This window comes from Pseudomonas sp. NPDC087185 (assembly GCF_044744955.1).
Lineage (GTDB): Bacteria > Pseudomonadota > Gammaproteobacteria > Pseudomonadales > Pseudomonadaceae > Aquipseudomonas.
The window spans coordinates 878,976-892,233 of record NZ_JBIUZK010000002.1; the positions used below are offsets into that span (position 1 = coordinate 878,976).

General features: G+C 62.3%; 9 protein-coding genes and 1 pseudogene. 3 read left to right on the plus strand and 7 right to left on the minus strand.

Going from position 1 to position 13,258, the window contains the following annotated elements:
• Position 1: 1 nt before the first annotated feature.
• A complete protein-coding gene (gspE, locus tag ACIPIJ_RS09575) occupies positions 2 to 1,690 on the minus strand; it encodes a type II secretion system ATPase GspE (RefSeq protein ID WP_401075368.1) in 1,689 nt (562 codons plus the stop codon).
• Positions 1,691 to 2,175: 485 nt separating this feature from the next.
• Between gspE and ACIPIJ_RS09580 the strand changes: the two genes are divergently transcribed.
• Both ACIPIJ_RS09580 and ACIPIJ_RS09585 read left to right on the plus strand, forming a co-directional pair.
• Positions 2,176 to 2,418: a hypothetical protein gene (locus tag ACIPIJ_RS09580; protein ID WP_401075370.1), complete on the plus strand. Its 243-nt coding sequence runs from the start codon at positions 2,176 to 2,178 to the stop codon at positions 2,416 to 2,418.
• Between the two features lie 76 nt (positions 2,419 to 2,494).
• A complete protein-coding gene (locus tag ACIPIJ_RS09585; RefSeq protein WP_401075767.1) occupies positions 2,495 to 5,149 on the plus strand; it encodes a glycoside hydrolase family 3 C-terminal domain-containing protein in 2,655 nt (884 codons plus the stop codon).
• Between the two features lie 8 nt (positions 5,150 to 5,157).
• On the opposite strand, the gene ACIPIJ_RS09590 is transcribed toward ACIPIJ_RS09585, so the two are convergent.
• Both ACIPIJ_RS09590 and ACIPIJ_RS09595 read right to left on the minus strand, forming a co-directional pair.
• Positions 5,158 to 5,802 (minus strand): TetR/AcrR family transcriptional regulator, encoded by a 645-nt coding sequence (locus ACIPIJ_RS09590; protein WP_401075373.1) that lies wholly within the window; start codon positions 5,800 to 5,802, stop codon positions 5,158 to 5,160.
• Positions 5,803 to 5,861: 59 nt separating this feature from the next.
• On the minus strand, positions 5,862 to 7,208 hold the full coding sequence (locus ACIPIJ_RS09595; RefSeq protein ID WP_401075376.1) for an MATE family efflux transporter: 1,347 nt from the start codon (positions 7,206 to 7,208) through the stop codon (positions 5,862 to 5,864).
• Positions 7,209 to 7,589: 381 nt separating this feature from the next.
• Between ACIPIJ_RS09595 and ACIPIJ_RS09600 the strand changes: the two are divergent.
• Positions 7,590 to 7,712: pseudogene (locus ACIPIJ_RS09600) on the plus strand (DUF6021 family protein); the annotation flags it as partial.
• An 85-nt stretch (positions 7,713 to 7,797) separates the two neighbouring features.
• Here ACIPIJ_RS09600 and ACIPIJ_RS09605 read toward each other — a convergent pair.
• The 4 genes from ACIPIJ_RS09605 to ACIPIJ_RS09620 all read right to left on the minus strand — a co-directional run bounded on the left by ACIPIJ_RS09605 (position 7,798) and on the right by ACIPIJ_RS09620 (position 12,880).
• Positions 7,798 to 9,651, minus strand: coding sequence for an ABC transporter ATP-binding protein (locus ACIPIJ_RS09605; protein WP_401075378.1), 1,854 nt, complete (start codon positions 9,649 to 9,651; stop codon positions 7,798 to 7,800).
• A gap of 140 nt (positions 9,652 to 9,791) precedes the next feature.
• Positions 9,792 to 10,283 (minus strand): DUF1543 domain-containing protein, encoded by a 492-nt coding sequence (locus ACIPIJ_RS09610; protein ID WP_401075381.1) that lies wholly within the window; start codon positions 10,281 to 10,283, stop codon positions 9,792 to 9,794.
• 98 nt (positions 10,284 to 10,381) lie between these two features.
• The gene (locus tag ACIPIJ_RS09615; RefSeq protein WP_401075383.1) at positions 10,382 to 11,557 is read right to left on the minus strand and encodes a M20 aminoacylase family protein; all 1,176 of its coding nucleotides are present in this window, start codon (positions 11,555 to 11,557) and stop codon (positions 10,382 to 10,384) included.
• A gap of 3 nt (positions 11,558 to 11,560) precedes the next feature.
• On the minus strand, positions 11,561 to 12,880 hold the full coding sequence (locus tag ACIPIJ_RS09620) for an MFS transporter (RefSeq protein WP_401075386.1): 1,320 nt from the start codon (positions 12,878 to 12,880) through the stop codon (positions 11,561 to 11,563).
• Positions 12,881 to 13,258: the final 378 nt, after the last annotated feature.

The following is a 13,258-nucleotide window of genomic DNA, read 5'->3' on the forward strand; positions in this document are numbered from 1 at the left end:
GTCAATCACCCCCTGTGACGCGCAGCACTTCTTCGAGCGAGGTGACGCCGGCCAAGGCCTGGCGCAGCCCATCCTGGTAAAGCGTGACCAGGCCGTTCTGGCGAGCATGGGCTTCGAGGGTGGCGGCGTCCGTCTGGCGCATGAGCATGCCGCGCAGGTCTTCATCCATGACCAGCAATTCGGTGATCGCACTGCGGCCATGGTAGCCACCGCCTGCGGCCTGCTCGTCGGGGCGATACAGCAGGATTGGCCGCTGCTGCGTGTAGCGTGCCAGCTGATGGCGCTCGATCAGCTCGGCAGGGGCTTCGAACGCGATACGCGTGGCCGGGTCGAGCCGGCGCACCAGGCGCTGGGCGAGAATACCTTGCAGGGTGGAGGCGAGCAGGTAGCCTTCGACCCCCATGTCCAGCAGGCGGGTGATGCTGGCTGCAGCACTGTTGGTGTGCAGCGTCGACAGCACCAGGTGCCCAGTCAGCGATGACTGGATGGCGATGCGACAAGTTTCCAGGTCGCGCATTTCACCGATCATGATCACGTCCGGGTCCTGGCGCACGATCGACCGCAACGCGGTGGCAAAGCCCAGGCCGATGGCGGGCTTGACCTGGATCTGGTTGATGCCGGTGAGCTGGTACTCGACCGGGTCTTCGACGGTGATGATCTTGCGCTCGGCCGTATTCAGGCCAGACAGCGCGGTGTAAAGGGTGGTGGTTTTGCCAGAGCCGGTCGGCCCGGTGACCAGGAAGATACCGTGCGGGCGTGCCAGCAGTTGCTCGACGCGGCGCAGGGTCGGCCCATGAATGCCCAGGCTTTCGAAATCGAAGCTGACGGTTTGCCGGTCCAGCAGGCGCATCACCACCGACTCGCCGAAACTGGTCGGTACCGTCGAAACCCGCAAGTCCAGCTCGCGGCCCTGGATGCGCAGCATGATCCGCCCATCCTGCGGCAAACGGCGTTCGGCGATGTCCAGCCGGGCCATGATCTTCAGCCGCGAGATGACTGCAGCGGCATAGCCGGCGGGTGGCGCTTCGCCTTCGACCAGCACGCCGTCAACCCTGTAGCGCACTTTCAGCTGTGTTTCGAACGGTTCTACGTGAATGTCCGAAGCGCGGCGGTCGACGGCGTGCTGCAGCATCAGGTTGACCAGGCGGATCACCGGGGCTTCGGAGGCCATGTCCTTGAGCTGCTCGATATCGCCTTCGTCGATGCTGTCGTCGTCAAGGGTCTGGATCAGTGCACCCATCGCCGAACGGCCCTCGCCATAAGCCTGTTCGATCAGCGCGATGACCTCTTCGCCGGTGCCCACCACCAGTTCAATCGGTTTTGCGGCCTGATAGCCGAGGGCGTTCAGGGCATAGGCCGAAAGCGGCACCGCAGCGGCGACCCGCAGGTGGCTGCTGCTTTCGCCCAAGGTAACCACACCATGGTGGCGCGCGAAGCGCTCAGTGGCTACCGGTGGGGTTTCGACGCTTTGCCCGGCCAGCCGTGGTGCGTTCAGTAACTCGGCATAGGCGGTGGCCATTTGCTGCTCTTTTACGGCACCCAGGCGCAGCAAGGTGCGCAACTTGTCATATTCGCCAATTCCCTGCGCGGATTCCAGCCGTGCAGCACGCTGCATATCGGCAGGTTGCAATGCGCCAGCATCGAGCAGCCACTCACATATAGCGTCAGCAGTTGGGATAATTGATTTCATAATGATGGCTTAGTTTAAGTGCTGGCTATATAGCGGCACTTTACTAGGTGTCGAGGCTGGAGGTGGCCGGGAGAATACTTCGGAATTTTATCCGGTGCAACACAGTAAAAGCGGGTGTGTTTCAAGCTGGGCAAGTGGCTATTCGCAGGGGCATTGATAGCTTATCAGCTCGCTAAACCTAATTGCAACTAGGTTTAGTGATTGGTTAAAAATTGCTGTAAAAATTGAAAAAACGCAATAAATATTATGCATGAACAATAAATATATGCTTAAAGTTGCGTGAAGTCACTGTTGTTCTGTTATTTATGTGCGAGTGGATATTGTGTTTCACGCTTGTTTTTCACGATTTTCCAAGTTAATTCGATGCGCTGCGCCAACTCTTTTCTCGGGTGCTTGAACTTTTTAGTGAAGTGCCCAGACTTACGCGCCGGCGTACCGCTTATTAGCGGTTGCCCATTCCTGAACCCCCTCTCGAGAACTATTCGATGAATAGACTATTGCTGTCGCTCGCGTGCTCGGCACTGCTCGCCTCGCCGTTGTTTGCATCTGCAGATACAACCAACACTTCGACAGGCTCAACCGCTTACCAGGCGCGCGAACAGCTGGATAGCCAACGTGAACAACTTTCCGGCGTCAGCAGCGTTGCCCAGGGCAACACAGAGGTCAATGCGTTCCTCGATGCCCCGGTAGACACCGACGATGCGCCGGCGCTGGTCAGCCAGCCGTAAGGCCGATCGCAACCCAGCTCCCATTCCGTTCATAAGGTTCCCAATCGTGAAACATTTCAAACAGGCCCTGAGCCTGATGGCGCTAGGCGTCATGCAGGCGTCCGGTGTACTCGCTGCCGCGCCAGCCACGGGCAATGAGGTGGAAGCCCGTGTCAGCTCCATCCTCGACAACATGAACCAAGCCGAGAAGATCAACTTCACCCGGGTCGACGACGGTCACATGATCCCGTCGCTGCCCAAATGGGGCATCAAGGGCACGTTGGCCTACGATTCGTCCATGGGCGTGCATGTCAACAACGCAACGTTTGGCGCGCAATACCCGTCGCAGTCTGCACTGGCGGCAACCTGGAGCATCAACCGGGCCAAAGAGTTCGGCCTGGCCATTGCCTATGAGACGCGCATCTCCGGCGCCCAGCAGATGCTTTCGCCTGGGGTGAACCTGTACCGCACACCCTACAACGGGCGCTCGGCCGAGTACGTCAGTGGCGAAGACCCGTTCCTCGGTGCGGTGCTGGCGCCGGCCATCGTCAACGGCATCCAGGCCCAGGGTATCCAGGCCAGCGGCAAGCACTACCTGGCCAACGAGCAGGAGGCCAACCGCCAGGCAGTCAACGTGGTGGCCGATGAGCGTACCCTGCGTGAGCTGTACTTGCCGGGCTTCGAGTCGATGGTCAAGAACGCCAATGTGGCCTCGATCATGTGCGGCTTCAACAAGGTCAACGGCGACTACGCCTGCGAAAACCACCATTTGATCACCGAGGTGCTCAAAGGTGAGTGGGGCTACCAAGGCACGGTGATCAGTGACTTCAACGCCATTCACGACCCGTTCAAGGGTGCGTGGGCCGGTACCGACCTGGACATGCCGTCGGGCTTGCAGTTCACCGAGGCCAACCTGCTGCCTTACCTGTGGAGCGGCCAGCTGACCCAGAACGTCATCGACGACAAGGTCAAGCGCAACCTGCGGGCCGTGGTCAGCTACGACTTCCAGGAAAACCTCAACACCGCCCAGACGCTGGAACACACCGAGTACGGCCAGCGGGCGTCGCTGAACGCTGCGCGTGAAGGTATCGTATTGCTGCGCAACGCTGACACCGCCGCCGGCAAGCCGTTGCTGCCGCTGGCGCGCACGGCCAAGGTCGCGGTGATCGGTGACTGGGCGAACCAGGCACCTGCCTCGCCATTCGGCACGGCCAACTCGCCCCCCAATAGCTACGTGACCGAGCTCAGCGGCCTGCAGCAACTGGCCTCCAACAGCACCAACGTCACCTACCTGTCGGCATTGAGCCTGGACCCGAAGGCAGCGGTCTGGTACCAGCCCTCCTCGGACAAGAGCAGTGTCAGTAACGCTGGGGTGAAGGCGGAATACTTCAGCAACGCCAACCTCAGCGGCGACCCGGTACTGACCCGGGTGGAGCCCGGCGTGAACCTGAACTGGACCACCAGTACCAACGAGACCAACACCGGTACTACCGCCGTGTCCGGCTTCAGCCCGACTGCCGGCGCGTTCTCGGCGCGCTTCACCGCGACCATCAAGCCAACCGTTTCCGGTGCTCATGTGTTCAAGGTGCGGGCCGACGGCCCCTACAAGCTTTGGGTCGATGGCAAGCTGGTGGTGGAGAGCGACGGCGTGCCGTACTCGTCGGACGTCGTCAACGCATTGACCACGTCGGGCAAGAGCACTGCGCTGGTCGCAGGCAAGTCCTACACCATCAAGCTCGAGTACCGCCGCGTACAAGGTAACTTCACCCCGGCACTGGGCGGCCTGGCAGGCGTGCAGATGAGCTGGGCCTCGCTGCGCCCGCCCAAGGATATCGCCAGCTACGATGCCGTGGTGATCGCCGCAGGCACCAACTATGAGAACGAAGGCGAGGGTTCAGACCACGGTTACGCGCTGCCCGACCAGCAGGCGGAGCTGATCAGCTTCGTCACCAAGGCCAACCCGAACACCATCGTCGTCACCCATGGCGGCGGCGTGGCAGACATGCAGCCGTGGGCCAAGAAGGTTGGCGCTGCACTGCACGCCTGGTTCCCGGGCCAGCAGGGTGGCCAGGCGCTGGCCGAGATCCTTTATGGCAAGGTAAACCCGTCGGGCAAACTGCCGGTGACCATCGACAAGAAGATCGAGGACAACCCAAGCTACGCCTCCTATCCCGACCCAGCGGCCTACCGGGGTGACAACGCGCTGACCGAGATCAACTACAGCGAAGGCCTGTACATGGGCTACCGTGGCTATGACAAGCAACACGCCAAGCCGCTGTACCCGTTCGGCTTTGGCTTGTCGTACACCACGTTCGGCTACTCGGACCTCAAGCTCTCGACCAATGTGATGACCCCCGGCAACACTGTCGACGTCACGTTCACCTTGACCAACACCGGTGACAAGGCCGGCTTCGAGGTCGCGCAGCTGTACATCCAGCCGATCGCCCCGCAAGTCGATCGCCCGAAAAAAGAGCTCAAGGGCTTCACCAAGGTGTACCTGGAACCTGGCCAGAGCAAGACCGTGAGCCTGCCGATCGATTCGCGTTCGCTGGCGTACTTCGTGCAAAACACTGACAGCTGGGACGTCGATGCCGGCAAGTTCAAGGTCTGGGTCGGCCCGGATTCGGAAAACCTGACGTTGCAACGCACCCTGGTCACCCTGATGCCGCAACACCTGACCACCCGCGACAGCAACCCGCTACCGGCTCCGCTGCAAACTGCCGTGCAGGTCAGCGCCAACCAAGCTTACTGACCGGCGCTTCAGGCCCTGATGCAAGAGGCCAGGCGTGACAGGTAGGCGTCGAACACCGCTTCGACGTCGACCTGGTCCGGAGCCCGCAGCCACTGGATTTGCAGGCCGTCCATCACGGCGAAGATCTCGGTGGCCAACAGCTTCACATCAATGTCCGCACGAATCTCGCCCTGCTCGGCCAACGCTGCCAGGTGCGTCTGCGCGTGTGCATGGGTCAGCGCGAACTTCTCTTTGTACCAGGGCCAGGCCGGGTGCTGATCGGAGAGGCTTTCGACGCTGATCATCATCGACGCCTGGCACTCGAGCAGGTTGTGCACGCTGAAATTCATGCTCATGCGCACGAATGCCAGGAAGTTATCCAGCGTCGCTGCCATCTCCAGCGCGGCGAATTTCTCGGTGACCCGGCGATCGCGCCGATCAAGCAATGCCTGCAACAGCGACACCTTGTTGGGGAAGTGATGCAGCAGCCCGACCGTGGTGATCCCGGCAATCTCGGCGACATCGCGCATCGACGCCGCCGCATACCCATCCTTGGCGAACACCGCAGTGGCCGCATCCAGCAGGGCCGCGCGGCGCATCTCGCCCTTGGGCGCACGGCGGCGCTTGGTGGTAGGCGTGCTGGACGCTTCGCTATCGTGATCCTGACCTGACATAAACCAACTTCAAGCTGTGGTGAGTGGCGTGCCGGTTCTGCTGAACCGGGCAGGGGGGATTATGGCAAAACTTCCAGGGTTCGTGTGCCGTGGCGGTTGATCCATAAGGCCGTGACGATCGAGGCCAGGGCGACCAGCGCGTTGCCGAGCCACAGGCCGAGCATGACACCGCTGGCCCCCTGCAGCGCAGCCCCGGCAGCAACGAAGGGCAGCGTACCGAGGGTTGCGCGGAGCCAGGCGTAGAAGGCGACCCAGCCAACATGCCCACGGCAGATGAATACCGAGATGGCGATGAAATCCAGGCCCAGGATGATCCACAGCCCCGGGCCGAAGCGGCACAGGTCGTGGATCAACGCTTGCCCAGGGCCGGACAAGCCGAAGGCATGGGCTAGCCACGGGCTGGCGATGGCCAGTATGGCCCAGGCGGCCAGGCCATACAGCACCACCAACCGGGCGGCGCTGTACAGCGCTGCCCGGGAACGGCCGCTACGGTGCGCCCCCAGGTTTTGCGCAAGAATCGGCACCAGCGCGCCAGGCAAGGCGAAGTAGACGCAATAGGTGAGCTGCAGCACCCTGTCCATCACCGCCATGCCAGCCATCACCGACACCCCGAACAGCGCCAGTTGCGCCATCGTATAGGTCAAGGCAACCGGCATTGCCAGGTTGGCGACGGTAAACGGCAAGGCGATGCGCGCCATGCGAGCCCCGTACAGCCACAACAGCCGTAGGCGCACGCGCGCCATAAGGCCGACCTGGCGCTTGACCTGGTAAAGGCCCACCCCACAGCCGAGCATGCCCGCCACCAGGCACGACACGCCGGCGCCGAATAGCTTGAGGTCGAAGCCGAAGATCAAGACCGGGTCGACGATTGCCAGGCAGGCTGCGCTGCTGAGCACCACTGTCATGGCGCGCCCACTGTAGCCATGCGCCCTCAGTGCCTGCGCGGCTGCCTGGGTAAGTACCATCAGTACCGACGCGACCAGCGTCATGGCAATGAATTGCCTGGCCAGCGGGGAGGAGGGTGCATGGGCACCCAGCAGGCTGGCAAAGAAGTCCAGGCAGTACCACTGCAGTGCGGACACGCTGGCTGAAAGTAGCGCAGCGAGCACCAGCATGTGCGTGGTCAAGGCAGGCAGTGCCGCGCGCGAACCCTGGCCCACCCGGCGTGAAATCAGGGTGCCAGCCGCGACGATGACGCCCGCGACCAGGCTTGAGTTGAAGAAGGCCAGTGTCTTGGCGATGCCGACTGCAGCGACCAGCGTTTCGTCATGCAGCATCGCGACATAGCTGAGCGTCAGGATGTCGGTGAGAAAAAGGGCGAGCAAGCTCAGCCCACTGGTGAACGCCATCACCCGGACGTGATGGTCCAAGGATCCATGGGTGAACGTGGCGGCAGGTTTGATCATCGGCGTACTGCGCAGGTCTTTGCGTGGGCGCGGTGCCGAGATGGCGTGGGCGCAGCGTAGTTTAATCGAAAACCGCAGCGTGTTCATGGCCGCACGGCGGCTCACGCCAGAGGTGGGGCGGCCGCTATTACCTCGCCATCTATCCACACCCCGGCAGTGGGTGTGAACTTCCACGGTGCCCAGGCTTCCTCTGATAGAGCGGCCGAAATCGGCTGACCACTTAGAAGGCTGGGAGCAATCATGAAGACAGATAACACGGTGCCCTCGAAAACCGCCCAACCGGGCACTCAGGGTGAGGAAGAGCGCGACAATGACGCTCATCGGCCGGACGGTTCAGCCGGCACCTCGCATGATTCCACCGCGCAGAAAACCGCCCGCGGCAAGGGGCCACACTCGTCCGAGCATGCGAGCAGCGAAGATGATCTGGGCTTCGACCCGGATTCTCCCGACCTGGATGACCCCCAAGTCGATCCGCAGGGGCCGGCCAAGGCTCCCAAGGGTTGAGAAGCACTCATGATGGGGTTGTGGCTGCAGCGCTGGCGGATCGCGCCGCGCGCTGCCCAAGGGCGCTCGGCCCATGGCGAGGCAGTCACTCCATGGCCTCGGCCACCCCCTGATCTTCACCCAGGAAACCCCCGCTCTGGTGCTGCCAGAGCCGCGCGTAGGTGCCATTGCGGGCCAGCAGTTCGCCGTGTGTGCCTTGCTCGATGATGCGCCCCTCATCCATGACGATCAGCCGGTCCATGGCCGCGATCGTCGACAGCCGGTGGGCGATGGCGATGACGGTCTTGCCGTGCATCATTTCATTGAGGCTTTCCTGGATGGCGACTTCGACTTCCGAGTCCAGCGCGCTGGTGGCCTCGTCCAGCAGCAGGATCGGGGCGTTCTTGAGCATCACCCGGGCGATGGCGATGCGTTGCCGTTGGCCACCGGAAAGCTTGATGCCACGCTCACCGACCAGGGTGTCATAGCCGCTGTGGCCTTGGCGGTCGCTCAATTGGTTGATGAAGCCGTCGGCCTGGGCATTGGCTGCGGCGCGGTGGATCTGCGCCTCGGTGGCATCGGGGCGGCCGTAGGCGATGTTGTCGCGGATCGAGCGGTGCAGCAGAGACGTATCCTGGGTAACCATGCCGATGGCGCTGCGCAGGCTGTCCTGGGTGACCTTGGCGATGTTCTGCCCGTCGATGCGAATTTCGCCGCTGTCGACGTCGTAGAAGCGCAGCAGCAGGTTGATCAGCGTGGATTTGCCGGCACCGGAGCGGCCCACCAGGCCGACCTTCTCGCCAGGGCGGATGTTCAGGGTCAGGCCATCGAGCACCTGGCGCTCACCGTTGTAGTTGAAGCTGACATGGTCGAAAGTCACTGCGCCGCCGTGGGTTTGCAGCACACCCGCGTTTGGCGAATCCTGCACCTTGGGGCCACGGGTCAGGGTTTCCATGCCGTCCTGCAGGGTGCCGATATTCTCGAACAACGATGTCATCTGCCACATGATCCAGTGCGACATGCCATTGATGCGCAAGGCCATCGCAGTGATCGCCGCCACCGCGCCGGTGCCGACTTCGCCCTGGTGCCACAGCCACAGGGCATAGCCGCCTGCGCCGAGAATCAAACCGACCACCAATGCCTGGTTGACGATCTCGAACTGGCTGACCAGGCGCATCTGGCGAAAGCCGGTCTGTTTGAAGTCCTCCATGGCCGCGCGCGCAAAGTGCGCTTCACGTTTGGAATGCGAGAACAGCTTCACGGTGGTGATGTTGGTGTAAGCGTCGGAAACACGACCGGTCATCGACGAGCGCGCATGGGCCTGTTCCTGCCCGACCTTGCCCAGGCGCGGCACGAAGTACAGCATGGCCAGGCCGAACAAGGCGACCCAGGCAATGAAAGGCAGCATCAGCTTCAGGTCGAAACCGCCCGCCAGGGCGATGATCGCAATGAAGTACACGCCGATGCCGGGTGCGATTTCGATCACGGTGAAAAGCACCTCGCGCACCGCCAGTGCCGTCTGCATGACCTTGGTGGTGACCCGGCCGGAGAACTCGTCGGAAAAGAACGAAAGGCTTTGCCGCAGCATCAGGCGGTGGAAGTCCCAGCGCAGCCGCAGCGGCAAGTTGATCGCCAACACTTGGTGCTGCACCATCGTGCGCAGCGCCACCAGCCCGATGCTGGTCAGCAGGACGATGCCGATACCCCATAGCACTCGGCTTTCCTGCCCAGCGGCAGCGCCGCCCGCCTGCCAGGTCGAGAGCAGGTCTACCACCTGCCCCAGGAAGGAAAACAACCAGGCTTCATAGATCGACACGCCGGCACTGAGCAGCGCAAGCGCCAGAATGTAGCCGCGGGCGCCCCGGGTGCAGGCCCACAGGAACCGTAACAGGCCCATCGGGGGTGGTGGCGCCTCGTCGGGCGGGAAGGGGTCGAGCTGTCGTTCAAAGGCACCCAGCATAATGGTCTCCTGAAAGTTTCAACTGACATTAGGCCATAGCGGGTCGATCGCCGTTCACTTCAGTGCCCGATCGGTCGTGGGGCCGACCGATCATTAAGCGCGTATTGAGCAGTGGCCCACACTGCCTGCTGCCCCTGCACTCAGATAAGGATGTAATCGCTGCGTTGCACAACGCCCTGATGGACACCTTCGATCAGGTGCACATAGCGCCCAGCCACAAGGTCAATCGGTAGACAATCGTCGACATCGAGCACCGCGTCGGTATGCGGCTTCAACCATCCCGACGCCATTCGCTGCTTGCCCAGCTGCTTGGCGGCGGCTTTGTCGGTGGCAGCCACCAGCAGGTAGCGGTGTGCTTCGCCGAATACCTGCCGCTCGTACCCCCCCAGGTTCAGGAAGAACAGGCGCAGGGCCCCAGGTTGCGGCGCGGCATGGGTGAGCTCGACACGATAGCCATCCACCCCATGCACTTCCAGCCAGGAGTCGATGTGCAAGCCCTTAGGGCTACCGAACCAGGCGTTGCGCAATTGCGGATAAGTTTGCTCCAGCCCATCGGCCTGGGCGAACACAACATCGTGGACCTCGATGCTGGCGCGCGGGTGACGCCCGCCGAGCATGACAACGTAAAGCATGGATGATCCTGCTGATGCGTGGGTTTGTCGCAGGATAAAGGGGGACAGGTTGCGCTTCAATGCCCCGCCGAGCTGCGGGTCCTGGCCCCGCGCGCAGTTCAAACCAGAAAGTCGCTCACCAGCGTGTACCAACAGTCTGCACCCAGGCGGATCAGCTCATCGTTGAAGTCGTAGTGTGGGTTGTGCACCGAACACCCATGAAACTCGCCCTCGCCATTGCCCAGCATGAAATAGCACCCCGGTACCTCAGTCAGCATCCAGGCGAAATCTTCCGTGCCCATCACCTTTGGCCCGCGGCTGTGCAGGTGCCCAGGCGCGAACAACGGCGTCAGGCTGTGCCGAACCTGCTCTGTCTCGGCCGTGTGGTTGATCAACGCAGGGGCCAGCTGGGTGAAGGTCAATGCGATGCTGACACCGAACGCCTGCTCATGGCCACTGACGATCGCTGCCAGGCGTTGGTTGATCTTCTGTTGGGTCTGCGCAGTGTCGGTACGCACGCTGATGAGCATGTTGGCCTCATCCGGGATGATGTTGTATACGCTCCCGGCCTGCAGCATGCCGATACTGACCACGGCGTATTCCTCCGGGCCGAGGTTGCGCGACTTGATTGTCTGGATCGCGTTGATCAGGCTTGCCACCACCGGCAGCGGGTCCACGGCCAGTTCGGGCATGGCGCCGTGGCCGCCTTTGCCAGTGATGTGCAGTTGCACCCGTTCCGAGGAGGCCATGGTTGGCCCGGCTTGTACCACGGCGGTGCCGACGGGCGAGCCCGGCATGTTGTGCAAGGCAAAAATCGCATCACACGGGAAGCGCTGGAACAGGCCGTCGTCGATCATTGCCTTGGCGCCGCACAGTCCTTCTTCGTCAGGTTGAAAGATCAGGTTCAGCGTGCCGTTGAACGCGCACTTCGCCAAGCGACAGGCCGCCGCGAGCAAGATCGCCGTATGGCCATCGTGGCCGCAAGCATGCATGCGCCCGGGAATCTGGCTGGCATGGGCAAAGGCGTTTTTCTCTTGCATGGGCAGTGCGTCCATGTCGGCACGCAGGCCGATGCGGCGCGTGCCTTGGCCCTTCTGCAGCACGCCGACCAGCCCATGCCCGCCGATTCCGCGATGCACTTGGTAACCCCACTGTTGCAACGAGGCCGCGACCAGTTCAGCGGTGTGCGGGGTGTCGCCGCCAAGTTCCGGCGCCGCATGAATCTGCCGACGCAGGGCCGTGAAGGCCAGCAGTTCGGTGTCGCTCAAGGCATTGCGGGTTTTTCGAGTATCCATGGTTCAGGCCCTTCCGATGGTTTCCGGGAACAGTTTCAGGCAGACAAGGCTGATCGCCCCACCGCCCAGCAGGTAGAAGGCGGGTGCCAATGGGTCGTCGAGGGCCGACGTGAGCCAGGTGGCAATCAGCGGCGAGAAGCCACCAAACAGGGTCACCCCGAAGCTGTAGCTGACCGACGTGCCCAATGCGCGCTGTGGCTTGGCGAACCCCTCCATGATCAGGGCGAAGAATGCCCCCGAGCCGACGCACCCAGGCAGCACCAGCAGCGCCACGATCAGCATGGCGGCGTACAGGTCGGTGGTGTGCGACAACAGCCAGAACGCCGGCCATGCGCTGATGACCGGGAGGGCTACGGTCCACACCAGCAGTTTTTTGCGCAGGCGATGGCGGTCGGCGTAGCGCCCGGCAATCGGGCTGATGATCGCCAGGCACGCGGCTGCGACACAGGCAATCGCCATCGCGCTGCGTTGCGGGTAGTGCAGCGTGGTGATCAGGTACGAGGGCATGTAGAAAATGAACAGGTACATGCCGATGGTTGCGCTCGCCATCAACCCGGTAGCCAATACGGTGTTGCGCAGGTCGATCATGCTGCGCCAATCAGGCTTGGCGAGGGCAGGGCGCGGCGTGCTGGGCCCTTCCTGTTCGAGCGTTTCAGGCATGCAGCGGCGGATGTACAGCCCGACCGGGCCGATCAGCAGGCCGATAAGGAACGGGATGCGCCAGCCCCAGCCCTCGAGGTCCGGGGTGCTCATCACGCTGCTCAGCAGCAGGCCGATGCCAGCCCCTACCAACGCGGCATAGCCTTGGCTGGCGGCCTGCCAGCTGACGCTCGCGCAACGATGGCGGGAGGTGGTGGACTCCATCAGTAATACCGACGCCGTGCCGATCTCACCCCCAGCGGAAAACCCTTGGGTGAGGCGCCCGACCACTAGCATCACCGTGCCAAAGACGCCTGCTTGCTGGTAGGTGGGCGCGAAGGCGATCAGCGCGGTACCCAGGGTCATGAGCAGGATGGTCAGGGTCAGGGCCGCCTTGCGGCCCTTGCGGTCGGCCAGGCGGCCGATAACCATGGCCCCCACCGGGCGCATCAGAAAGCCCACGCCGAATGCGGTCAGCGACATCAGCAACGAGGCGACCGGCGATTGTGCCGGGAAAAAATGTTTCGCGATGATCACGGCAAAAAAACTGTAGATGGTGAAATCGTACATCTCGAGGGCATTGCCTAGTGCACACGCCACGGTGGCGCGCCTGGAGCCGACGGCAGGTTTCTCGACAGGTAGTGTGCCGTTCGCCAATCGGGTATCCGGATGCAGGGTCGTCATGGGCTCTCTCCGAGTCATTCGTGTTGTGGACGAACTATCGGGTAACCCGGGCGCTGAATCACTTGCGCTTTTTGCAAGCACATTACCCAGGGTTAACAAGGTCGGGGGCAAGGGGTAGGGCGCGCACCAAACGGGTGCGCAGATGGCCGTTCTGCGCATCCCTTGCACAGATTCCTTAGCCGGCCGGTGCGTGTAATGGGCCTATAAATCCGCCAATAGCGTTAGCTGCAGCTCATTTCGGCGCCGCTGAAGCGGGATTCTGCCGTTTGCCGAGTGGCCAATTAGCAAAAAGGCATAGCCTTATCAAATTGGCGATTTCCGAGCGTTTTTATTTTCGTGGAGGCTGCGAACCCGTACCCACTTCCACGGAGAGTCTGC